Annotated in this window: 17 protein-coding genes; all 17 read left to right on the top strand. The window is 39.5% G+C overall.

Features of this window, described 5'->3' with window-relative positions; genetic code table 11:
- Nucleotides 1–9 precede the first annotated feature (9 nt).
- Nucleotides 10–1,110 carry a sialidase family protein gene (locus ACFSTH_RS14890; RefSeq protein WP_377769996.1) on the top strand — a complete coding sequence of 367 codons (1,101 nt, stop codon included), beginning with the start codon at nt 10–12 and terminating at the stop codon, nt 1,108–1,110.
- A 65-nt stretch (nt 1,111–1,175) separates the two neighbouring features.
- Nucleotides 1,176–2,057: a helix-turn-helix domain-containing protein gene (locus ACFSTH_RS14885; protein WP_377769997.1), complete on the top strand. Its 882-nt coding sequence runs from the start codon at nt 1,176–1,178 to the stop codon at nt 2,055–2,057.
- Nucleotides 2,058–2,300: 243 nt separating this feature from the next.
- Nucleotides 2,301–3,428, top strand: coding sequence for an ABC transporter ATP-binding protein (locus tag ACFSTH_RS14880; protein ID WP_377769998.1), 1,128 nt, complete (start codon nt 2,301–2,303; stop codon nt 3,426–3,428).
- A 27-nt stretch (nt 3,429–3,455) separates the two neighbouring features.
- On the top strand, nt 3,456–6,413 hold the full coding sequence (locus ACFSTH_RS14875; protein WP_377770015.1) for an extracellular solute-binding protein: 2,958 nt from the start codon (nt 3,456–3,458) through the stop codon (nt 6,411–6,413).
- 22 nt (nt 6,414–6,435) lie between these two features.
- Nucleotides 6,436–7,380 carry a carbohydrate ABC transporter permease gene (locus tag ACFSTH_RS14870; protein ID WP_377770016.1) on the top strand — a complete coding sequence of 315 codons (945 nt, stop codon included), beginning with the start codon at nt 6,436–6,438 and terminating at the stop codon, nt 7,378–7,380.
- A gap of 2 nt (nt 7,381–7,382) precedes the next feature.
- Complete coding sequence (locus ACFSTH_RS14865; protein WP_377769999.1) at nt 7,383–8,279, top strand: carbohydrate ABC transporter permease; 897 nt, start codon at nt 7,383–7,385, stop codon at nt 8,277–8,279.
- A 22-nt stretch (nt 8,280–8,301) separates the two neighbouring features.
- On the top strand, nt 8,302–10,455 hold the full coding sequence (locus tag ACFSTH_RS14860) for a YIP1 family protein (RefSeq protein ID WP_377770000.1): 2,154 nt from the start codon (nt 8,302–8,304) through the stop codon (nt 10,453–10,455).
- Nucleotides 10,452–12,716 (top strand): DUF5696 domain-containing protein, encoded by a 2,265-nt coding sequence (locus tag ACFSTH_RS14855; RefSeq protein WP_377770001.1) that lies wholly within the window; start codon nt 10,452–10,454, stop codon nt 12,714–12,716. The genes ACFSTH_RS14860 and ACFSTH_RS14855 overlap by 4 nt, the downstream gene beginning before the upstream one ends.
- Nucleotides 12,717–12,718: 2 nt before the next feature.
- Nucleotides 12,719–13,585, top strand: coding sequence for a carbohydrate ABC transporter permease (locus ACFSTH_RS14850; RefSeq protein WP_377770002.1), 867 nt, complete (start codon nt 12,719–12,721; stop codon nt 13,583–13,585).
- A gap of 12 nt (nt 13,586–13,597) precedes the next feature.
- On the top strand, nt 13,598–14,551 hold the full coding sequence (locus tag ACFSTH_RS14845) for a carbohydrate ABC transporter permease (RefSeq protein ID WP_377770003.1): 954 nt from the start codon (nt 13,598–13,600) through the stop codon (nt 14,549–14,551).
- Between the two features lie 36 nt (nt 14,552–14,587).
- Entirely contained in the window at nt 14,588–16,009 is a 1,422-nt protein-coding gene (locus ACFSTH_RS14840; protein WP_377770004.1) for a DUF5060 domain-containing protein, read from the top strand.
- A gap of 16 nt (nt 16,010–16,025) precedes the next feature.
- A complete protein-coding gene (locus ACFSTH_RS14835) occupies nt 16,026–17,519 on the top strand; it encodes a DUF5605 domain-containing protein (RefSeq protein ID WP_377770005.1) in 1,494 nt (497 codons plus the stop codon).
- A 34-nt stretch (nt 17,520–17,553) separates the two neighbouring features.
- Nucleotides 17,554–19,653 carry a hypothetical protein gene (locus ACFSTH_RS14830; protein ID WP_377770006.1) on the top strand — a complete coding sequence of 700 codons (2,100 nt, stop codon included), beginning with the start codon at nt 17,554–17,556 and terminating at the stop codon, nt 19,651–19,653.
- Nucleotides 19,654–19,679: 26 nt separating this feature from the next.
- Nucleotides 19,680–20,579, top strand: coding sequence for a 4-hydroxy-tetrahydrodipicolinate synthase (gene dapA / locus ACFSTH_RS14825; protein WP_377770007.1), 900 nt, complete (start codon nt 19,680–19,682; stop codon nt 20,577–20,579).
- A 47-nt stretch (nt 20,580–20,626) separates the two neighbouring features.
- Nucleotides 20,627–21,538, top strand: coding sequence for a pectinesterase family protein (locus ACFSTH_RS14820; RefSeq protein ID WP_377770008.1), 912 nt, complete (start codon nt 20,627–20,629; stop codon nt 21,536–21,538).
- 12 nt (nt 21,539–21,550) lie between these two features.
- Nucleotides 21,551–22,609 carry a dienelactone hydrolase family protein gene (locus tag ACFSTH_RS14815; protein ID WP_377770009.1) on the top strand — a complete coding sequence of 353 codons (1,059 nt, stop codon included), beginning with the start codon at nt 21,551–21,553 and terminating at the stop codon, nt 22,607–22,609.
- Nucleotides 22,610–22,652: 43 nt separating this feature from the next.
- On the top strand, nt 22,653–25,376 hold the full coding sequence (locus ACFSTH_RS14810) for a hypothetical protein (RefSeq protein ID WP_377770010.1): 2,724 nt from the start codon (nt 22,653–22,655) through the stop codon (nt 25,374–25,376).
- Nucleotides 25,377–25,756 lie beyond the last annotated feature (380 nt).

Raw genomic sequence — 25,756 nt, 5'->3', positions numbered from 1 at the left:
GCTTGAGTAATGGATGTAACAGTCAATTTAACAGAAAGATATGATGGAATAATTAAGCAGTCTAGTCAAGATGCTGAGTTGTATGAAGCTTTGTTACCTATTATGTATGAACCGGACAGCCATTCAGCTAGTCTGTTGCAACTGGATAATGGCGATTTACTTTGTGTGTGGTTTTCTGGTAGTGGGGAAGGGAATCCGGACACGAATGTTATTTTTTCTAGACTACCTAAAGGATCACAGATATGGACAGAGCCGGTGGAACTAGCAGCTAATTTGGAACGTTCCGAACAGAATCCATTATTTTTTCAAGACCCAAGCGGAAAACTATGGTTATTTCACACCTCTAATGAACCTCATACGCAAAAAACGGCGATAATTGTCGTTCGCACATCAGACGATCGAGGGTACACTTGGAATGAGCCGTATGTGATGCATGAAGGACCGGGCATATTTTTGCGACAACCAGTCGTTATTATGAGTAACGGAGAATGGTTATTGCCATGTTATTACTGCAAAGAAGGTGGTCACTATAGTGTTGTATTAATATCAGCAGATCATGGTAAAACTTGGACAGAGCATGAAGTGGCAGGTAGTGTTCATCGAGTACAAATGAGTGTAGTAGAGCGTGATGACCAATCATTATTCGCTATATTCCGTAGTAGAGAAGCTGATCGAATTTACAGTTGTGTATCTACTGACTTTGGTAAAACGTGGACCGTTCCACAAAAAACGGTGTTACCTAATAATAACTCTTCTATTCAAATGGCTAAATTACATAATGGTCATCTTATCGCGATATACAATGATGCTACGATGGAACGAGATCAGTATCGTTGGATAGAAAGCAAAGGAAGCTGGAGAAAAAAAACGTTGAGGACACCATTAACAATAGCTATATCGGAAGATGGTGGAGAAACTTGGCCTCATGTGAAGAACATACAGGTGTCTGATTTGGAACATAAAGATACACCGATTGGATATTCTTATCCAGCTATACTTGGTACAGCTGATGGACAAATCCATGCAGCCTACTCTTATTTGCGAAAAGCTATTAAGTATGTACGATTTACGGAAGATTGGGTCAAAACAAATGCCCGCGAACCAATGTAAGAAACTGTGAATATAGTTTGACCGTTGGAACTAGGAACACCGATCTAACCAAAAGAGGTGAGGGTATGAGTTGGCGAATTATTGAATTGGATGCAAACCGTTTCTTTGATCCTCATTTTGACATTTTTATTAATCGTGAGGTAGAATCATTTGCACTTTTGCAACATACCCATAACTTTATAGAAATTAGTTACGTTGAGGAAGGTAGAGGGTATCATTATATTGAAGATCAGATGATTCCAGTAAAACGTGGCGATATTTTTATTATTCCATTGGGAACTTCACATGTGTTTCGACCTACATCAACAGACAAACCGCTTGTTATTTATAATTGTATATTCCGAACGAGCTTGTTAGACAAATTAAAGGATGTTATTAATAGTAAAACTCATTTGTATCGCATGTTATATAAGCCTTCCTCTACGACACCGAAGTGGCTTCATCTGACAGATGAGTATGATAAAGCATTAACGATTGTATATAATATGTATTGGGAATTTTTGAAGCGGGAACCTGGTTATGAATATATGATAACCGGGCAATTAATACAGTTGGTTGCACTGATGCAACGTTATGAAACTCATCGTAAACAAGAGGAAATACCGAATGACCGTTTAGATGAAGCGATTCAATATATTAATGAACATTTCTCACAAAATATTAAAGTGCAAGCGGTAGCGGAAAGGACCTTTATGAGTCCTAGCCATTTTCAGAGGCGCTTTAAAAAAATAACAGGTGTGACGTTTGTAAACTACTTGCAAAATATACGGATTCAACGTTGCTGTGAATTACTTAAAACAACACAAATTTCGATTCAACAAGTTGCCAATCAAGTAGGATATCAAGACATGAAGTTTTTTCATGCATTATTTCGCAAAAAAATTGGAGTTACTCCACGACAATATCGTTTGCACGCACAACAAGAAGTTGCTGAAGAAGTACAATGAACCATAAGCTACAACGCCGTTTAATTCTGAATATATGCAACGGCGTTTTTTTACCTCAAAAATAATAGTGGAGTGATGCGATTGCCCTATAAATTCGACAAAAAACACCTATATTAGCTATTAATAGTAGTAGTATAATTAAAAAAATATGGCATATATAAAACATATAAGCTTATTCTTGTATATAACATTTATGAATTGAAACCGTTACCATTGCTGTTTCGAAAAACTGGAGGTGTCAATATGGGGAGCGTTGTGCTCAAAAATATTGAAAAGCGATATGGAAAAGATAAGGAATTGGCTGTCAAAGATTTTAATCTAGAAATAGAAGATGGCGAATTTGTCGTCATGGTTGGTCCATCTGGATGTGGAAAGTCTACAACACTTCGTATGATTGCTGGCTTGGAAGATATTTCTGGTGGAGAATTATTTATTGGCGATAGATTGGTCAATCATTTGCCACCAAAAGATCGTGATATAGCGATGGTGTTTCAAAACTATGCGCTTTATCCCAATATGAATGTCTATGAGAATATAGCTTTCGGTTTACGATTACGTAAACAACCGAAACATGAAATTGATTTGGCTGTAAAGTCTGCATCTAGAGTGTTGGAAATTGAACAATTTCTTGATCGTAAACCACGAGCTATGTCAGGTGGTCAGAGACAGCGTGTTGCATTAGGAAGAGCAATTGTTCGTGAGCCAAGTGTGTTCTTAATGGATGAGCCATTGTCTAACTTAGACGCTAAGTTAAGAGTTCAGATGCGGACAGAAATTGTCCGTCTGCACAAACAATTAGGAGTTACTACTGTTTACGTTACTCACGATCAAGTAGAAGCAATGACGATGGGGAACCGTATTGTCATTATGAAGGATGGTATTATTCAGCAAGTGGATAATCCTCGTGTCGTATACAACAATCCGGTTAACATGTTTGTAGCTAGTTTTATCGGTACGCCACCGATTAACTTTATTGAAGGTACTGTTTTAGAAACAGGCGAAGGAAAGTTGTCACTTCGTATTCAACGTAGTTATTTAACTATTCCAGAAGAACACGCAGTAGTATTGCGTAAACGAAACAAAATAAATCGGAGAGTAACATTAGGGATTCGTTGTGAACATGTCCATGTTGATCCAGAAATAATAAGTAAATACCCAAAAAGCCAAGTTACTGGAACATTAAAAGTTTCTGAGTTGATGGGAGCCGACATATACCTCTATACCGATATAGGGGAAGAGTCACCAGTTGTTGGACGTACCTTATCTTTGGCAGATTTTAAAGAGGAAGATAAGATGACACTTGCATTAGATATGTCAAAAGCTTTGTATTTTGATACGGATACGACAGAAAACCTCTTGTATAATAGTTAATCGCAAAAAGGAGAGATTAGTTTGAGAGTGTTAGCGAAAATACGATCGGCGGTCTGTCTACTATTGGTTCTCGTTTTACTCTTTCCATTGATTCACTCTGAGGTAAATGCAGAAAAGAATTTATCAATTGAAAGCGATTCATCTACATTGGATGGGGATGGACAGCTACAATTTGAGAAATCGGAAGAGCCGTATTTTCATGAACGGTTAGAAGAATGGAATGTTAAAGGAAGCGAGCACCACGCCAATACTGTTACGTTGCCGGCTGTAGATTATACCAGCGTATCTGAAAACTCAAAATTAAAAGTTACTACGGAAGATGGGCGAGAGAATGTATTGGAGTGGCGTTTGGACAATGAGGAATGGATTGAATATGAATTTGATATAGCTGATGCTGGATTGTATCAAATTACAATGTCCTATCGACCAACGACCGACGAAAATAGACGTCGACCAATATTACTTAATGTCACTATTGATGGAGAAAATCAATTTATAGAATCACGTTCTATCACGCTTGATCGTCGTTGGCAAGATCCGCAATCCACTGGGGTCGACGCTGCTGGTAACCAGGTCCGACCGATGACGAAAGATGTTAGTGGCTGGATTACTACGGAATTAAGAGATTCTGGAGGAGCTTATGTATCGCCATTACTTTGGAAGTTAGATAAAGGCAAACACGTTATTCGTTTTCAAAGTAGTGAGCCGATGTTTATCGACACCATAACATTAGAAGCACCAAAAAGTAGAGATGATTACAATAGTTATTTGCAAGCGCAACCGAAAATTGACGCAGCAGCACAATTAAAGCAACAACCGATTGAAATAGAAGCGGAAGCGTCAGATTGGAAAAGTGATTCCTCCATCTCTTTACGCTATGACCGTGATATTGAGAGTACGCCATATAAACGAGGGAAAATTACTTACAATACGATAGATGCTACACGTTGGTCAACTGGAAATAGAGAAATAAGCTGGAGCTTTGACGTGCCTGAAAGTGGCTATTATAAATTTGCTTTGCGCGCAAAACAAAGCGTGTCTTCCAACCGGTCCTCTTTTCGAACGATTCGTATAAATGGTGAAATTCCATTTCGAGAAATGGAAGCTTACAAAATTCCATTTGCTTCTGGTTGGCAAGGGTTACAAATCAAAAACGAAGAGGGAGAAGCATACAAATTTTATTTGGAAAAAGGTCGTAATACAATTACGATGCGAGTAACTTATGCGCCGCTGAAAGAATCAGTAACAGAGATGGAGAAGTTAGTGGCAAAGTTAATGAAGCTATCTACAGATCTTAAAGCGTTGACAGGTGGATCGGAAGATAAAAATAGAACATGGAAAATAAACGAAGAGCTACCTGGTTTTACGGATGACTTGCAAGCTGTAATGGATAAATTAATTTATTTGGAGCAAGAAGTTAAGGGGATTAATGGGAAAACGGATTCCGTTACGCAAGGTATTGGGACAGTAGTGAAAGATCTTGAATCCATGATGTCTACACCGAATGAGATACCGTATAAGCTGGATCGATTTGTGTCATTACAAGGTAAAGTTGCAGATTTATTACAACAGCTGAAAAACCAGCCGCTTAGTTTGGATCGTCTGTATGTCATTCCTGCGGAAGAAGATGTACCTAAAATTACTGCCAATTTTTTTGAAAAAGTAGAAGGCTCGTTAGTGAATTTTTTCTATTCCTTTCAGTCTGATGGAAAAATAAGTAGTTTGGATAAAGACGTTCTAAATGTGTGGGTATTACGAGGTCGTGATTATGTTAACTTACTGCAAGAAATTGTTGACGAACAGTTTACACCTCAGACGGGAATTAAAGTAAAAGTTAATTTATTGGCGGATACCAACTTACTTGTTTTGATGAATGCTGCTGGGAAAGCGCCTGACGTTGCGCTCGGTTTGCCACAAGCGATTCCGTTTGATTATGCCGTTCGTAATGCTTTGTATGATTTTACTACTTTTTCTGATTTTGATGAAATATTTGAGCGATTTGCACCTGGTTCATGGTTGCCATTTTTCTATAACGAAGGATATTACGCTGTACCTGAAACACAGAGCTTTTCAATGCTTTACTATCGTAAAGATATTTTGAAACAACATGGGCTCGAAGTTCCCAATACGTGGCAAGATGTTTATGATATGTTGCCAGTGTTACAGCAAAATAATTTAAACATGATGCCACCGCAGCATATTCCATTTTTCTATCAAAATAATGCAGAATATTTTGAGGTAGATGGAATGAAAACTGGTCTAAACTCGGAATCAGGATATCAAGCATTTAAAGAATGGACAGATATGTTTAATGTTTATGCAATTGATCGACAAGTAGCTAGTTTTTATCAATCATTCCGTAGTGGAACAGTGCCTATTGGTATCGCAGATTTCAGTATGTACATTCAGTTGATGGTAGCTGCGCCCGAATTAAACGGTTATTGGGGAATTGCTCCCATACCTGGAATGGTGCAAGAAGATGGAACAGTTGCCAGGTGGATGGGTGGCGATATGCAAGGCTCAGTCATGTTTAAATCAACGAAAAAAGCAGAGCAAGGCTGGGAATTTTTGAAGTGGTGGTCTTCTGGTGAAGTGCAAGAGCGCTATGGTAATGATTTGGAAACGTTAAATGGTTTAACTTTCCGTTGGAATACAGCTAATATTGATGCATTTACTAGATTGCCATGGAAAAAAGAAGATATGGAAAGCATTTTGGAGCAATGGCGCTGGTATAAAGAAATTCCTAACGTACCTGGTAGTTACTACTTAGAGCGTGAGCTACAAAATGCATGGAATAGAACCGTTATTGACGGGATGAACTATAGAAGCTCATTAGAGCAATCGATTAGAGAAATTGAAAGAGAAATGTTACGAAAAATGGCAGAGTTCGGTCATTTGGACAGCAAAGGACAGTTAATAAAATCTCTTAATTTACCAAGAGTAACAGAACCATGGAAAGGGGTGGAGCGATATGTCCGAGATTGATCTGTCTGTTGGCAAGGAAAATATGGTGATGCCTACTCGTCGGAAGGAAAAAGGCAAGTTTGCAGAACTTTTAAGTCAGATATGGCGGTTTAGACTATCTTATATGTTTATAGCTCCTTTTATGGTCTGTTTTATCATTTTTATTATGGTTCCAGTTATTAGTGCTTTTTTTCTCAGTTTTATGTCCTATAACTCGTTGGAACCTCCTAAGTTTATAGGGTGGGAAAATTTTCGCTACATGATTTCAGAAGATTTGTTATTTTTGAAACATGCATTGCCTAACACCTTTAAGTTTGCGATTATTGCAGGTCCCGTAGGATATATACTGTCCTTTTTACTAGCATGGCTTATTTCAATATTACCGAATGTAACCAGAAAGTGGTTTGCGCTCGCGATGTATTCACCTTCTTTAATGGGTGGTATTGCGATGACTATTGTATGGCTACCGATGTTAAGTGGTGACCGGATTGGTTACTTAAATAGTTTTTTACTAGAAATTGGTTTAATTAATGATCCAATTTTGTGGGTGACCAGTAAAGAACATTTAATGACATCTATGATCATTGTAACGTTATGGTCAAGTATGGGAATTGGGTTTTTATCAATGCTTGCAGGGGTGCTTAATGTTAACCCAGAGATGTATGAAGCAGGTAGACTCGATGGAATCAAATCTCGGTTGGAAGAGATATGGTACATAACAATTCCATCTATGAAACCGCAAATGTTGTTTGGAGCAGTAATGGCTATTGTCAATACGTTCAAAGCGGGGGCGATTGGAACGCAGTTGTCTGGGATGAATCCAACGCCGCAATATTCCGGACATCTTATTCTAAATCATGTGGATGACTATGGATTTATTCGTTTTGAACTTGGCTATGCGTCTGCGTTATCTGTGTTCTTGTTGCTACTGATGTACTTATCTAATAAGTTTTGTTGGGGATTATTTGGTTCGAAGGAGGATGAGTAATAATGGTGCAGCAAGCGATACGTAAAGTTTTTCGTTTTAAGCGAAAATCTAGATTAAAGGCAATGAGTACGTTCGAAAAGCTGATTGCTTTGTTGTTAGTGGTGGCTAGTATATTTATGTTACTACCGCTTGTCTATATTTTTAATCATGCCTTAAAGCCTTATGAAGAATTATTTATATATCCACCGACCATTTGGGCGCGGAATCCTGCATTTCAAAACTTTATAGAGTTGTTCCAAGTATCTGCCGATTCCATCATTCCTGTCAGTCGATATTTATTTAATAGTTTTGCGGTCGCCGCGCTTAGTGTCGCTGCAATTACTTTAGTTAGTGCTTTATGTGCGTATCCATTATCAAAACATAAATTTCCAGGTCATAAGCTACTATTTGCAACGATCATGTTAACTTTAATGTTTACACCGGAGACGGTAGCAATTCCAAGATATTTGGTCGTTAGTAATTTAGGGATTATGAATACGTACTGGGGACATATTTTACCATTGGTCGCTGTGCCGGTCAGCGTGTTTCTAATGAAGCAATTTATTGACCAACTACCAAACGAACTATTGGAATCGGCAAGGATGGATGGGGCTAATGAGTTTACCGTATTTTTGCGGATTGTCGTACCAGTTATTATGCCAGCGGTAGCGACGATAGCGATAACTTCGTTCCAAACTGCTTGGGGTAATGCGGAGACTTCTACTTTATTTATGCAAGACGAACAGATGAAGACATTTCCGTTCTTTGTCCAAACGTTAACAGCGAATATGGCTAATAATGTAGCGAGGCAAGGAGCAGTCGCAGCAGCAGCATTACTTATATTTTTGCCTAACTTAATTATATTTTTAGCTTTCCAACGAAAAGTAATCGCTACAATGGCGCACTCTGGTATTAAATGATAACGCAGGAGGAGAAGAAAAAATGCTGAGAAAAATGAAAAGCACCCGTCTTCTACCTGGCCTGCTGGTTGCATGTCTTCTAGTAGTCATGTTTCCGGCGACGGCGTTTGCGGAATACCCCTATTCCACTAATTATAGAACGTCTTATGGAACATTAGTTTGGACCCAAGCAGCTTACGCCCCAGATCAAGTGCTTGGTCGAAATATATTTGTTACTGACCCGGAAAATCCAGAGGCAAAGGTATTATCGCCATTACAACAACCGTCGGACTTGTTTATTGACAAGGAAGATCAGATTTATGTGGCTGATACAGGGAATAATCGTATTGTTATATTTGATGAAAATGGTGAGTTTGATCGTATATTGCCACCTTTAGAAAATAAACCGTTATCAGGGCCTAAAGGATTATATGTAGATGAAAACAGAAATATATTTGTGGCAGACACCGGTAATAGTAGAGTAGTGAAGCTTGGTCAACAAGGAGAATTATTACAAGAGTACACATTACCAGACTCTCGGTTTATTCCGGATAATTACCGCTTTGAGCCTATTAAAGTAGCAGTAGATAAAAGAGGGTTCGTCTATATCGTTTCATTAGGAAGTTATAACGGCTTGTTGCAGTTAGATAGTGATGGTGGTTTTGTCCGCTTTTTTGCAGCTAACAAAGCTCCATTTTCTTTTTTGGATTCGATGAAGCGAATGATTTACTCCAAAGAAATGTATGAGAAACAATTAAGTAAACTACCACCGGCTATTGCCAACGTCAACATTGATAAACGTGGATTTATTTATACTGTATCTTATGGTAGCGAGTTAAAAAGTGAACAAGTTAAAAAACTGAATAATGCTGGTAAAGATTTTTTGGGAAAAAGCAGCGCTCCGGGAGGAGGCAATAAAAAGTTCGGCGAATATCGCTTCCGTAGCGGTACTAGCTCGGTTAATAACTTGAAAGATATTGCAGTAGACGCTACAGGGAATTTTTCAGTTATTGATGGAGAGTCGAAAATGGTTAGCCAGTATGATGCTTTTGGAAACTTATTGTTTTTTTGGTCAGGAGATGCAAGCCCTAATACGACACAGTTGGGTATTGTGAAAAGCCCTTCGGCAATAGAAATAAATTCCAAAAACCATATATATATTTTAGATGATAACGCTAACCTCATTCAATCATTTCGACAAACGGAATTTGGAGAAATGGTATATACAGCTAACAATTTGACACTCGATGGAAAATATAAAGAAGCGGAGCCATTGTGGCAGCAAGTGTTACATTATAATGCACATTACACTCCGGCGATGGTAGGGCTTGCACAGTCCGCTTTTCAAAAAGGAGATTATGAGGAAGCGCAACGATTGTATTTGGCAGCAGGGCTACAAGAAGGTTACTCGGATTCCTTTTGGCAGCTTCGTCTAAATTGGTTACAAGAACGATTTGCTTTAATTATGAACATTATAGTCGTAATTGTTGTTTTGTATCTTATTTTTAAATTTATTAAAAAACGAAAACCAGATCTTTTCAAAGTTAAGTTACAAATGAAAGGCGATAACAAGCTTAAGCGATTAGGAGAACAACTACGACATGGATTGTATCTCATGCGCCATCCGATCGACGGATTTACAGCTATTCGCTATGAAAATAAAGGGAGCTATTGGAGCGGAATCATTATATTATTACTAGCGTTTGTTTCTTATGCTCTCTCCCGCTCAGGTACTAGTTTTGTTTTCAATGCGGATCTGATTAAACCGTTTAATTTGTTTAACATTTTTATTCAATTTTTCTTATTGTGGACGGGGTTTGTTATTTGTAACTATTTGGTTAGTAGTATTTTACGAGGGGAAGGGCGTTTTAAGGATGTATTTATTGGTAGCGCCTATTCTCTTATTCCATTAATCATTATTGGATTGCCGCTTACACTAATTTCTAATGGTATGACGTTAAGTGAAGAAGCTATATACAGCTTTCTCAATCAAGGGATGTTTGTGTGGGTAGCTTTACTAATCATTTGGCAAGTGAAATCACTGCAAAATTATTCTGTAAGTGAGACAGTAGTCAATTTGCTGTACACGATTGGTACGATGATTATTATCGCTGTTATTTGCTTTATCGTTATTGGATTAGGAGCGGAATTAAGAAACTTCATTTATTCTATCATTCAGGAGGTGTCGGTACGGTGACGGAACTATTGAAACGTATATCACTGCGCAAACTACTTCCTTGGATGGTAGTACTTGTAATTGTCGTTGCTGTTGGTTTGTTTTTATTTCTTAAAACAGATACGGCAACAGTAATGACAGAGCAATCATTTGATCAATCGCTGTTTGATCCTCAAATGAAGATGGCTACTAGTACGGCAGGTGAATTACCTAATGAAGCTGATTTTGAACAGGTAGCCGAAAATAGTACATTAATTTTACTAGCGGATCGTCATACAGGTCACTTCAAAGTATTGGATAAACGAGACGGAAGTGAGACATATTCTTATCCTAATCCGAAAGATTGGTCTAAGGAAAAGATAGGTGGGGCATGGCGAAGTCATTTGTTATCTCCAGTTATTATGGAGACGACAGAAAAAGATGCAGTAAATAAATCGGTACAAGTGAACAGTTTACTATCCTCGCAAGGAGGGATTATGGACTGGGAGCGTATTGATAAAGGATTCAAGCTAACATTCGCTCTTCCAGCGTTACAATTATTAATTCCAGTTGAAGTAAGATTATCGGATGATTTCATTGAAACAACGATTAACGACAGCAATATTAAAGAAGGAAAAGATATGCTACTAAGTTTAAAGCTATATCCTTTTCTAGGATCGACTCATCCCGGTGGGGAAGAAAATTATTTACTACTTCCTGATGGATCAGGCGCACTATATCATCTAAAGGATAATGTTTCTAATGATAAAAGTGTCTATCGTGAACAAATATATGGTGGAGATTATGCGTTCAACTCTATCTATACGAATCGACGACCTGCTTCCATGCCTATTGTTGGGATGAAATCTGATACTGGTGGTGTGTTAACAGTAGCAGATGAAGGAGAAGAGTATGGTTATATTTATGCCGCTCCATCAGGTGTTTATAGTAACTATGCTTGGGCTACGATCGAACACAACTATCGTTTGCAATATTATCAACCAACATCGCAAAGTGCTACGTCAGGGTTTTATACGTACAGTAAAGTGAAGTTTAATAGTGAGCGAAAAGTGCGACACTACATTCTTCCACAAGCAAGTAGTAGTTACTCTGCTATGGCAGCCGTATATCGAGACTATTTGATAGAAAAATTCGACTGGCAGACGCAGCAACATACTGAAAACAAGCTGCCTCTGTATATTGATCTTATCGGTGGGGATAGGCAAAAAGGCTTCTTGAGTAATGATTATATTGTAGGCACAACTACCAGCGAAGCAAAACAAATCGTGCAACAATTACATGATGCTGGTATACCAAACTTAGCGATCACTTACACTGCGTGGCAAAAAGGTGGGTTGAGTAATCTAACATTTGATCCGGATGTAGAAAAGAAGCTTGGTGGTAATAAAGGGATGCAAGACTTTGTAGCATTTGCCCAAGCACAAGGCGATACAGTTATGTTAGAAATTAATTATACAATGAATACCGATGGAAAAAAGTTTGATGCTAAACGGGATGGTTTACAAGATCAAGCGGGTACGTTGTTGCAATATGTAGCAAACCATTCTAATGAAAAAATGACGCTGGTAAGCCCTTTGTTTTCACTTAACAAGCTGCAACAAAACATAGCTAGCTTCAGCAAATTAGGAGCAAATGGTTTATCTTTTGTTGGTATTGGTAGTGAATTATCAAGTGATTATAATCGTCGCAATCGATTAGATAGAGATCAATCAACAGAGACGCATCAACAGACTATTGCAGTAGCGAAGGAAGTGATGTCTCAAGCAGCGATTCGAGATGGTCACGCTTATGTATGGAAAGATGTCGATGTTATTCGTAATCTACCTACTGGCTACTCTTATGATTTGTTTGTAGATGAAGCTATTCCTTTCGCTCAAATGACGCTACACGGCATCGTTCCATACACGCTTCCATGGGGTAATATGCGCGATGAATATCGTAGTGATTTCCTTAAAGGGATTGAATATGGAGCCATCCCTTCTTTTGGAGTGATGCATGCTCCGAGTGAAGCGATGAAAGATTCTTATAGCATTTGGCAATATAGTTTGAATTACGACGATTGGGAAGAGGCGATTGTTCAGGAATACGAGCGATTCAATGCAGCATTGGGAGATGTGCAGAATGAATATATGATCAATCACCGAACAATTGCTACTAATGTCAAAGAAACAACGTACTCTGGTGGCAAAAAAATAATTGTTAATTATAATGACCGACCAGTTACAGTAGATACGTTAGAAATAGCAGCACAAGATTTCATTGTGGTGGAGGGGGGAGAGTAATCATGAAAGGACGGAAAATACAGAAAGCTTCATTTTTACAACGATATGAAGGAATATGGCTAATCGCACCATGGATTATCGGTTTTCTGGCATTTATAGCATTTCCGCTGGGATACTCTCTCTTTATGAGCTTCCATAATGTCAGAATAACTGGTACAGGAATTACCCATGATTACGTTGGATTTAAGTATTACTCCAATTTGTTGTTTGACGATGGCGGTATATTTTATGATCAATTGTTACCGTTTTTGCGACAAGTACTATTTATGATTCCAATTATAGTAATCTTCTCGTTTATGATTGCGATTATATTAAACCAAAAGTTTTGGGGCAGAGGATTTTTTAGAGCAGTATTTTTTCTACCAGTAATCTTTGCTTCTGGTAATATCATTGAGCGTTTTCTTAGTCAAGGACAGGGACAGTTAGGATTTTTAGAACAGTTTTCACTTGCTACAACTTTAACAGACTTTTTACCCGCAGCATGGGCTACGCCGATAGTGGCGGTATTAAATTCTTTTGTTCTTATTTTGTGGTATTCTGGTGTGCAAATTTTACTTTTCTTGGCAGGACGACAAACGATTTCGGCATCTGTCTATGAAGCGGCTCGTATTGATGGAGCTAACCCATGGGAAGCGTTTTGGAAAATTACATTGCCAGCCATGATGCCATTTGTACTTTTAAATACTGTTTATACAGTAGTAGATTTGTTTACTTTTCCAGGAAATCCGATTATAGCTAGCGTAAATCCAACACAGTATGGCCCTACAAGCGCATTAATTTGGGTGTACTTCATCATTATTATGATATTTTTGGCGTTAATATTTCTACTGCTAGGTAGAGGTAGCCGTAATCCGTCGAGCGCGAAGTGAGGAGTGTGGAAGATGGAAAAAGTGATTAATAGTCTTCGTCAGAGACAACTGCGTCCAGGCTCAGTAGGAATAGGAAAACGTGCTAAATTGCTCTTATTAGGGCGGGAGGCAGATAAAGGGCTACTGTTCCGAGTGTTTATATATGTGGTGTTGATAGAAGCTGCATATTTATATTTGAACCCGATATTTTATATGATCTCTACGATGATCAAAGGAACAAGCGATTTAATTGATCCAACGGTTAATTGGATACCTAAAAGTGTGTTTTGGGGTCATTTGCAAGAAGCCTGGAGTCTGTTAAGTTATCCAACTTCATTCACAATTACGTTGTTTTTATCGCTTGGAGCTACATTGTTACAACTTATTGCTTGTGCGATGGCTGGCTACGCCTTTGCGAGAGTGAAGTTTCCTTTTAAACGATTTTTCTTTGCCTGTTTACTGTTTGCATTTGTGTTACCGCCACAAGTAACGGTACTACCACTTATTATTATGTATCGTGAGTTTGGCTGGATCGATACTTTTCTGCCGATGCTTATTCCGGCATTGTTCGGACATGGTTTGAAGGGTGCGTTGTATGTCATTATTTATCGACAGTTTTTCTCCGTATTGCCGAAGGAGCTTGAAGAAGCAGCTAAAGTAGACGGTGCTAGTATATACCGTATTTTCTTTAGAGTCATGTTGCCGATTGCGACTCCAGCAATTGTGGTCGTGTTTTTGTTCTCCTTTGTATGGAACTGGAACGATAGTTATTATCCAATGATGTTTTTATTCAAAATGGAAGATGTGCCATTGTCGGTTGCTTTAGTGAAAGCGGCTGGAGCGGTCGCCACAGAAGACGGTCAATTATTTGCTGCATCTCTTGATATGGCAAAATCATTTTTAGCGATTATGCCACCGTTAATTTTATATTTATTTACGCAACGATGGTTTGTCGAAGGGGTAGAACGTACAGGTTTAGTGGAATAAAAAAAAAGCTGGACAGAAGAAAGGGGCATCAGTAGATTGCTTACCGATCAGCAGGTGGAAAGATGGGGAATATTCGAAGTTGCTTTGTCAGGGCCAACAGATGGTAATCCATTTGAGGACATTCAATTAACAGCGGTGTTTCAATACCGAAATGATCAAATAAAGGTTAGAGGATTTTATGATGGCGATGGTGTGTACAAAGTTAGGTTTATGCCAGATCGTGAAGGGGTGTGGACCTATACGACAGATAGTAATGAACCACATTTAAGTGGTTTACAAGGAACGTTTATATGTACAGCTGCTCAACAAAATAATCATGGTCCCGTTCGAGTAAAGGATAATTATTTGTTTGCTTATGAGGATGGAACATCATATTTACCATTTGGAACGACTTGCTATCATTGGACACATACAGGCGATGCTGAAAATGAGCAGCAAACGATAACGGAATTAAAACAGTCACCGTTTAACAAAGTACGGATGTGTATATTACCGACGAAAACGATGCGACCTCCAATGGTCGCATACGCGGGAACGGTGCCAGAAGATGTCGATATTAAAAAATTCAATCCGTTGTTTTTTCAACATTTGGAACAAAAACTAATCGATTTGATGGAGCTAGGGGTTGAAGCGGATTTAATTTTATTCCATCCCTATGACAAAGAAGAAGGTTGGGGATTTAATAATTTAACGGTAGAGGAAGACTGCTACTACTTACAGTATGTTATGGCTAGATTGGGAGCATTCCGAAACGTATGGTGGTCGTTATCGAATGAGTACGATTTTAATAAAATGAAAGATATACCACATTGGGATCGATTGCTACAGTTTGTCCAACGGGAAGATCCTTATCAACGTCTACGCTCTATTCATAATGGAACGAGAATGTACGAAACTTCTTCGTTATATGATTTTAGCAAATCGTGGATTACGCATCAGAGTATTCAACATTGGGATGCGGCGACGGTAACAGAATGGCGAGAAAACGTTCGTAAACCAATTGTAATTGACGAAATATCATACGAAGGAAATGTCTCTAAACGTTGGGGGAATATTACCGCTTTGGAGTTGATGCATCGTTATTGGGAAGCTATTGCGCGCGGTGGTTTTGCTTCTCATGGGGAGTGTTTTGAAAAAAAACCACGATCATGGATTTCCAGCGGTGGCAAATTGTATGGCGAAAGCCCTGCACGAATTCAATTTCTTCGTGAAGTGCTGGAGGCTGGTCCGCAAGATTGGATGAAGGCGAAAGAGGATGGCAATTATGCTTTACTATATTTAGGAAAATACAGATTGAGTTCATATCAACTGCCAATGCCAGCGGATCGTAGTTATAAAGTAGAGTTGATTGATATATGGAATATGACAATAACGGTACTGAAAGAGACATACACGGGACAAAGTGTCATACCATTGCCAGCCAAACCATATACTGCTATCCGAATACAGGCAAATTGAGAGGAGACAAGAATAGATGCTGTATACACAAATAGTAGAGCGTTGGGCAAAATTTGAGTGGAAGATACCTATTAATACACCACTCCAATTAACGGATCGTACGGGTCTTAAAGTGACTTTTAACCATACTGGTCGATATTTTGAGACGGAAGGCTACTATGATGGATCAGGAGCAATAACGGTTCGATTCATGCCTGATCAGGTAGGAGAATGGGCTTTTCAAGCAGAAGGAGCGATGTTTCCCACCGGTATTTTCAGTGGAAAGTTCCAGTGTGTAGCTTCATCGCAAAAGCAACACGGTAGAGTCCAAATCATGAATCAGACGAGATTCACTTATGAGGATGGAACGACGTTTATTCCGATGGGTACTTGGCTGGAAGAATGGCATGTACAAGAGGAAGCTAGACGATTACAAACGATAGAAACGTTACAGGCGAGCCCTTTTAACAAAGTGAATATGTTAGTAATGCCTTACCGTAGTGAAGCTGTTACTCAGCAAGGATATTTCCCTTTTGTCTCCACTGCGGAGGGGAAATATGATGGCAATCAGTTGCACTTACCGTACTTTGATCTTTTGGATAAAAGCATTGCTCGATTAGCAGAGCTAGGTATACAAGTGGAGCTTGTTCTCTTTTCGCCAAAAGTTGAGCAACTAGGTCTGATTCATTTAACGGAGGAGCAAAAGCACCATTATATTCGTTATATCGTCGCACGCTACGCCGCTTATGCGAATGTATGGTGGACAATAAGCGACAATGGAGATCAAGTCATCGACGATACAGAGCAGCAGTTGCTTCCGCTTATCCGAACGATTAAAGAAAATGATTACGGTCATCACTTGTTAACCGTTCATGGCGTGACGAACGCCTATAATTGGGGCTTGCCGACATTAACACATATTAGCTTAAAGGATGAAGATATTAAAAAAGCATCTGATTTTACGTTGCAGTATGAAAAGCCAGTCGTATTGGAACATTGCGGTAGAGAAGGTAACGGGGCGACTCCCGATGATGCATTACTAGCGGAAGAAATGACATACCATATTTGGGAAGCGATTATGCGTGGAGGTTTTGCTTCTCACGGGGAGTCCATGCTACAAGCAGATGGAACGACATGGTCTGTTCATGGTGGTTTATTAGTAGGGGATAGTATAGCTCGATTAACTTTTCTACAAAAAATTATAAGCGAAGCGCCACATGACGTTAGCTATAGCCGGCTTCGACATGACGCTTCAACATTAGAAGAACGTGGTCATTATTATTTACAATATTTTGGTCCTCATCGATTTTCTTCACGTGCATTTATGATGCCGGAAGGCAAATACGAAGTCGATATCATCGATACATGGAATATGACAATTACTACACTCGAACAAGCGTTTGAAGGTAGATTCGATATAACGTTACTAGGCGAGTTATATTATGCACTGCGTTTACGAAAAGTAGGTACTGGTCAATTGCAAGGAGATGTACAGCAAATGGTCATGCAAGATGTAGACCAAGTAGATTAGAAACCATGGTCTGATAAACAGGAGGCGGCGTGAAATGGAACTGTATTCATTGCTTAGCGCTAGCAGAGCAAGGAAGTTGGAAGTGAAAGAGAGTACGCAGGGAGCGGAAATTAGTTTATATCATCAAGATGAAAAAATACCTTACTACAAAAATGATATACAACAGATGCTAGTTTACTCGACTGGGCGACCTTGGCACAATCATCAATTGCAGCTTACAAGTGTGGCTATTCATAGCAATGAAGAGCAAATAACGATAGTAGCTAACGCAATGCAGTTACGAGTAACATGTACATTACTTTTTAATAGTCATGATTTGTTAGAAACAATAATAGAATGGGAAAACGTGACGTCTACCATTTTGAATGATGTTGTCGTTGGAGTAGAGTGGCAATTACCGATAGATGGTCAAGAGCAAATTACAATTCCACATGTCATATATAATAATAACCCATCGGCAGATCCTGATCGACTTGTGCCTCGTTTAGGTGTAGGGACTGGGCAAGGTTTACTATGTGAAGAACACCGTTTGCCGATACCTTGTGTCAATATGGAATGGCCAGTTGCTGCTGTTGGACAACGTTATTTTACACTATATTCGATTCCAGACTATGTGGAATGTGAGGATGGGACGATCCATTATGGTTCGATTGGTGCTTACAAGGATAATACGTCACTAACTATTGCCACGATGAGTGGAGCGCTTATGTTCAATGGTGAAAAGGATATCGTTTATGTGAGCAAAAGCCAAATTGCACCGTATGACCAAGGCTATTTAAACTTCGAATCTGGATTTACATTGAAGAAGCATTATGTAGTGGATTGGGGCATGGTAGCACAGCCAGGACGTGCATTTGTTGAAGTTGTACATCAGGCTGAAAAAATATTTAACGTGCCAACTGCAACCCCTTTAACGTTAGACGAAATGATTCGCTTAAAGACTGCTGCCATGGATGATCGTTGGAGAGAAGCTGGTGCAGCAGCAGGATATGTGAAGTTTAACGACCGTAACAGTTTCGGTTTTCCATCCAAAAAACATGAATTACATTTTATGTATGGATGGACAGGGCAAGCGTTAAAAATGGCGTGGTGTGATGCTCATCTTGGTTTTTCTGAGCAGCAGTTGGAACGGATCGATCGTTGTGAGAAAGCGGTTAACTTCTATGTTAATCATAGTACATCGCCAGTTAAAGGATTACGTCATAGTGTTTACTTACTAAAGAGTGGACAATGGGATAGCTTTAACTGGATGCAAGAAAAGGTAATTTCTAGCCGCGCCTTCGGTGAAACTATTAGCGATTTAGCAGATATTATTCTGTTGTATCGTAATTATGGGCGGGAAGTTCCTGCTAGCTGGGTTAGCGCAGTAGAGGAAGCCGCACAGTTTTTACTATTAGCGACTACCAAAGATAATATATTTCCGGCAGCGTTTCGACATGATGGAAGTAGTGTAGATCCAGCATCCATAACTGCTGCGGGTATTCCTTGTCAAATAGCACTTGCCAAAGCGTATCAAGTGACTAATCAAGAACTATATTTGGAAAAGGCTCATCATATATTAGAGAGCTATTATAGATTACATGCACTGACATTTGAACGCCCATTTGCTCGTTCTACGCTAGATGCTAGATGTGAAGATAAAGAAGCGGGAATGTTTTTCTTCTTGGCAGCTTATGAGATGTTTGTCCTGACGAAAGAAGAACGTTATCAGCAATGGGCGGAAGTAGCGGCAGAATGGCAATTAACGTTTGTTTATGTATGGAATCCAGTGTACGATGCGGGAACATCTTTTGCGGAAGCAAATTTCTTGGCTGCAGGATGGCCAGGAGTGAGCGTGCAAAACCATCATTTGGATGTGTTTTTTCCGACGTATGAAGTGTGGCAGCTAGGCAAGTGGACTGGAAATGAGCGCTTTGTGAAACTTGCAGAAAAGATTTTTGCAGCGATGGGGCAAGGCATTTGTACTACACCTGGTGAATGGGGATTTACTGTCGTTGGGGAACAAGCAGAAGGATTTTTTCAATCCAATTTCCAAGGTCGTGGTCGAAGCAATACATGGAATCCGTCGTGGATTATTTCAGAAGTATTACATCATGGGTTACGTATACGAGCAGCAAGTGTAGTAAAAATATAAAGATAGCAGGGTAGGGGGAGCAATATATGTTTAAACCGCAAGGAATTATACCAGCGTTAATTACACCGTTTTTAGCTAACGGGAAAATAGATGAAGAAACACTTCGGACGATGATCCAACGTCAAATAACATCCGGTGTACATGGCATTTTTGTACTTGGTACTAATGGGGAGTTTTTTTCCCTTCATGAGGATGAAAAGGTAGAGTTAGTAAAAATAGCAGCTGATGAAATTAAGGGAAAAGTTCCGCTATATGCCGGTTCAGGTGCCATTACTACAGAAGAATCCGTTCGTTTATCGCAGAAGCTAGAAAAAGTAGGAGCGGATGTATTATCTGTTATTACACCGTATTTTGTACCGATCAATCAGGAAGAATTGGCTACACACTATAAAGCGGTAGCAGCGTCTACTTCTCTGCCAATCGTGTTATACAACATACCAGCTCGTACAGGAATTATGTTGGAAGCTAGCACCGTTGCGCAATTGTCGCATATTGAAAACATTGTAGGCATTAAAGATTCCAGTGGAAACTATGAACATTTATTGCAATTAATCGATCAGGCTTCAGATGAATTTGCTGTATTGGCAGGAACAGATTCCTTCATACTTTCTGCATTACTTGCAGGTGGTTCAGGAGCTATTGCAGCATCAGCTAACGTATCTCCAAGTTTAGTTGTATCTATTTATGATTATTACCAAGCGGGTAAGCTTACTGATGCTAGACGTGCCCAATCCGAAATAGCAGAGATAAGAAAACTAATGAAGATGGGAACAGTACCAGCAGCGCTGAAAGAAGTAATGCGTCAATTGGGCTATGGAAATGGATTGCCAAGGTTACCGGTATTGCCAGCAGATGTGCAGACAAAAACGGTGATTGAAAATAGTTTGCGGACATCAAGCTTACAGCATTTAAAAGCACATGTGTAATAGCTAAAAAGTGTTTCTATTAAAAACAACATAAAGTAGGTGAAGAAATGCGTACATGGGTAGTCGATCAACAAGGAAGCGGTGACTTTGTAACAATAGCGGAGGCGATAGCAGCTGTTCCTGATCAAAGTGCTGATATTAGCCTAATTGAAGTGAGAAATGGAGAATATAGAGAAAAAATTAACGTATCTGAACTAAAAAGAAATATTCGCTTAGTTGGTGAAAGTCGTGATCAGACCATTATTATATATGATGATTCGGTATCTCGACGAAAGCCGGATGGTAATATGATGACGATGTATGAAACAGCTACCTTTACAGTATTAGCAAATGATTTTACAGCGGAACGAATAACCTTTGCTAACGATGCTAGTCGTATCCAATCCCAAGGTCAGGCGATTGCTCTGGAAGCAGCCGGCGACAGATTAATTTTTCGAGATGTAGCAGTATTAGGGCATCAAGATGCGCTGTATACACCTGGGCATGGGCGACAGTTATATGATCGTTGTTATATTGAAGGTACGGTCGATTTTATATTTGGCTCGGCAACGGCTGTATTTGATCATTGTGTTATTCATAGTTTAGATCGACATAACGGGTATGTTACAGCAGCATCGACAGCAGAAGATCAGCCGTATGGTTACGTGTTTCTTAACTGCCGCTTAACTACGGATGCTCCAACAGCAACGGTGTACTTAGGAAGACCGTGGAGACCACATGGTAGCGCTATATTTGTTCAGTGCTGGATCGATCATCATATTCGTCCAGTCGGATGGGATAATTGGCGTGATCCAGATAGGGAAAAGACAGCTCGCTATGCGGAATACGGGTGTAGTGGTCCAGGATCAGATAAAAGCGAGCGTGCCCCATGGGCAAAGGAGTTAACAGCAGAACAAGTAGCTGCTATGACGGTGAGTAATATACTGCGTGGAGACGATCAATGGCAACCGGAACTATAAGGAGGGAAAAAAGTGTGGAATCCTGATAGTTTTTTGGAATATTTATATACACAATTTGCGAATGAGAGAAATGATAAACTGCAAAATGGACTTATAAACGATGCGTTGGAAACGGGAGTGCAGCGAGAAGAGTTAAAAAATCGATTGCAACAGTCACTCGGCAATTTTAGTCAATGGCGGACTGCTCTAGAACCAATAGTATTGGAGCGAGTAGAATACGAAGATTATGTGCAAGAACGAGTGGAGCTTGGTACAGCCATCGGTTTGCGAATGCCGGCGTACGTACTCATACCCAAAAGTGTCATGAATAGCAATAATCACGCTACTTCTGCTGTGCTGGCTATACATGGTCATGGTTCGGGCAGTTGTGAAGTTGTAGGTTTAGATGCGGACGGAAATCCAATATTAGATGATCGTAATCCTAATCACCGCTTTGCAGTACAGATGGTGAAGAGAGGGCATGTTGTATTGGCACCGGAGTTAGTCGGTATGGGTGGTCGGAAGCTAAGTAGAGATCAGGGAGCTAATAATAAAAATTCTTGTCAGCCAATGTCAGGTCATTTACTTATGTATGGTTTATCTTTGGTAGGCTTACGAGTGTTCGAAATGCAGTGTGCATTAGATTATTTGTCCACACGTCCAGAAGTAAATTCAGCACGAATAGGCTGTATTGGATTTTCTGGCGGAGCAACTGTTGCCGCCTACACCGCAGCACTCGATCAACGAATCAAAGCAGTCGTTTTGTGTGCGTTTGCTAATACGTACAAAGGTAGTATTCTAGCTGTTAATCACTGTATAGATAATTATCTACCTAATGTGTTGCAATATGCAGAATTGCCACAACTGCTCGGGCTAATAGCACCTAGACCACTATATCTAGAGTCCGGAGATCAAGATACTATTTTTCCTAAACATTCTTTTTTACAAACAGTAGAGCAGTTGAAAAGCTATTACGCTAAGGAAAATCCTGAAAAATTGCAATATGATTTATTTGCAGGTTCGCATGAAGTAAATGGGAAATATTCGTTTTCATGGCTACACTCTATTCTAATATCTGAAACAGTGCTGTAACGATTTACAGTAATCGTGTAAGAAAAAATGAGGAGGACAGAAAATGAAAATAGTAATAAGTATGCAAGAACAGGCAACTTCGCGGATGTTGCATGGTTGTCAATTACTAAGCGAAGCACTTCGTCAGTGTAATTATGAAATAGAGCAATTGGATGAGTCATGGGATGCTACATCGTATCGCCAGCAATCTGCTTATAAAATATTTATAGGAACGAGACAATCGTCTGAATTTATAAAAACACTAGAAGAGCAAGAAGTGCTGCTTTATCATACAAAAGCTCCAGAAAAAGAAGGTTTTTATGTAGCGACTTTACCCGGAAATTTGCTTGTTGTCGTAGGTGGTAATGATTCGGGAGCCTTATATGGAATGCAAGACTTGGCGGAACGAATTACGAAGCTAGGAGCTGTACCTTCTTTTTTGGCACATAGTGAAGCCGATCCACAATTCGTATTACGAGGACCTGCACTAGGGCTACAAAAAACAGAGATTGAACCACCGAGACGTACTTACGAGTATCCAATTACTCCGACTCGCTTTCCATGGTTTTATGATAAACAACTATGGCTGCAATTTTTGGATATGCTTTGTAGTCAACGCAGTAACGTATTATATCTATGGTCCGGTCATCCGTTCTCTTCTCTTGTAAAAGTAAAAGAGTATCCAGAAGCTTTGGAAGTGACGGAGGAAGAATTCGCACGTAATGTGGAAACTTTTACTTGGTTAACAAAAGAAGCGGATAAACGAGGGATATGGATTGTTCTTAACTTTTATAATATTCATATTCCATTACCGTTTGCGCAAAAGCATGGGTTAGATTTACATCAGCCACAGCCATTACCGATTACAGCTGATTACACTCGCAAGTCTGTTGCTGCGTTTGTTCGTGATTATCCGAATGCTGGATTAATGTTATGTTTGGGGGAAGCTTTGCAAGGTAGTATTTATGGAACCGAGTGGTTCACGGAAACGATATTAGCTGGTGTGTTCGATGGGCTGGAAGATACGAACCGCAAAGAGCTACCACCGATTATACTGCGGGCGCATGCGATAGATGCGGAACCAGTGATTGATAAAGCGGCACCACTATATCCGAATTTGTATACGGAAGCAAAGTATAATGGAGAATCGTTAACGACGTGGACACCACGTGGAGAATGGGTGCAGAAGCATAATCGTCTCAGTTCGATGCAATCTGTGCATATTATTAATATTCATATATTGGCGAATTTGGAGCCATTCCGTTACGGATCTGTTTCATTTATTCAAAAAAGTATGCAAGCTGCTAAATATCGTCAAAAAGCAAACGGTCTACATGTGTATCCATTGTTTTTCTGGGATTGGCCGTATAGTGCGGATAAAGTGGAGCCCCGTGTAAAACAGATGGATCGAGACTGGATATGGTATGCAGCTTGGGCAAGGTATGCTTGGAATCCAGATCGTGATGCTGATACAGAGCAATATTATTGGATAGAAGAGTTCACCGAACGATTCGGAAGTCGGGAGACGGCTACGGCATTGATAACAGCATACGATGCTTATGGTGAATGTGCGCCGCGCTTGTTACGCCGTTTTGGTATTACAGAAGGAAATAGACAAACGTTGTCACTCGGCATGACGTTAAGTCAATTAACTAATCCAGATCGTTATTCCCCGTACAAGGGATTATGGGAAGATCATGCTCCGCAAGGGGAAAAAATAGAGCTATATGTGCGTCGAGAAGTAGCTGGACAACCGCATGTGGGCGAAACACCATTTGACGTTATCGAAACGGTTGAAAAGTTAGCGGATACCGCATGGCTTGCTATTCAAGAAGCACAGAAATATGTAACGAAAAACAAAGTAGAGTTTAATCGATTAGTGACAGATATAGAAGCGATAAGGTATATGTCATTTTTCTATGGCGAGAAAGTGAGAGCAGCTGTTCAAATAATGATGTATAAGCAACTCGTAAAGGATGACTATTTAAAGCAAACAGAGTTGTTGGAGCAAGCAGTTGTACATTTAGAAAATAGTATGGCATGGTTTGAGAAGTTAACAGCATTGACAGAAAACACTTATTTATATGCAAATAGTATGTTAACGAAGCATCGGAAAATTCCAATGCCTGATGGGTTTAAATATAAGCACTGGGCAGATGTGTTACCTGTCTATGAGAAAGAATTAAATAACTTTAGAACAAATGTTAAACATTTAAAAGCAGGTAAGCTGCCGCAGCAAGTAACTTCACAAGAAAAAATAGAACCATATCAACAAGTACCGTTCAAGCTCTATTCTAATAATGTTGAAACGTTCTCGCTAGAGAAAGAGACAGCAATGTTTACGGATGGTGAAGTATTTGCAGCTAGTTTTGCGGAGGAAATAGAAGGACTGACAGGTATTCGGTTTAGTCGGGAAGTGGCAGCTAAAGAAGGTGTAACCATTGAGTTTGAAGTAGAGCAACCGGTAAGAGTGCTAGTAGGTTACTTTAATTCTAACGATCCACAATGGCTGCAAGTGCCTCAATTAGATGTAAATACGCATGCCGATGATCGTGGTGGTTTACATCCTATTCTACGGAAAGCGATTAAAAATAGTTTCTATCCAGGCGTTAATGTCCACGCTTTCCTATATGAAGCTGGTAGACATACGTTACAGTTAGGTGTTGGTGCATACGCTGTGTTAGGTTTTATTGATGCAGATCAGCCGCTGAAAGAACGAGATGTATCTCCTTTTAGTGAACGAGCACAAGCAATGGATTGGCTCTACGAGCAGTCTTCCTTTTCATAAATAGAAAAATAGCATCATGTTAAAGTGATATGCTCCCCATATGGTAGACAGGTAGACAATAAAGCCTGTTGCTGTAAGGGGATTTTTTATGTTTAAGATCAATGGAACCGTAAACTTGTACGTTTTTTCGTATAAAGTTGCATTCCGATCAACGCAATTGTGGTTGTTTGTTTGTTTTATCGTATAAAATCCTTACGTTCAACCTATTATCGGGGTCACTTTATATGAATTTTCGTATAAACTTGATCTCCCCCGGTCAAGTCCTTTTTTATGTGTAAATTCCCTTTAGATATGATCTGCCGGACTTATGACTTGGGTTCGGCTTTCTTCTTCTCTTTTTTCCACGTCCAATATAGGTCCATATCGATGTATTTCCTCTG

This window comes from Paenibacillus yanchengensis (assembly GCF_042684845.1).
Lineage (GTDB): Bacteria > Bacillota > Bacilli > Paenibacillales > Paenibacillaceae > Pristimantibacillus > Pristimantibacillus yanchengensis.
This window is presented reverse-complemented; position numbering and strand designations above follow the sequence as displayed.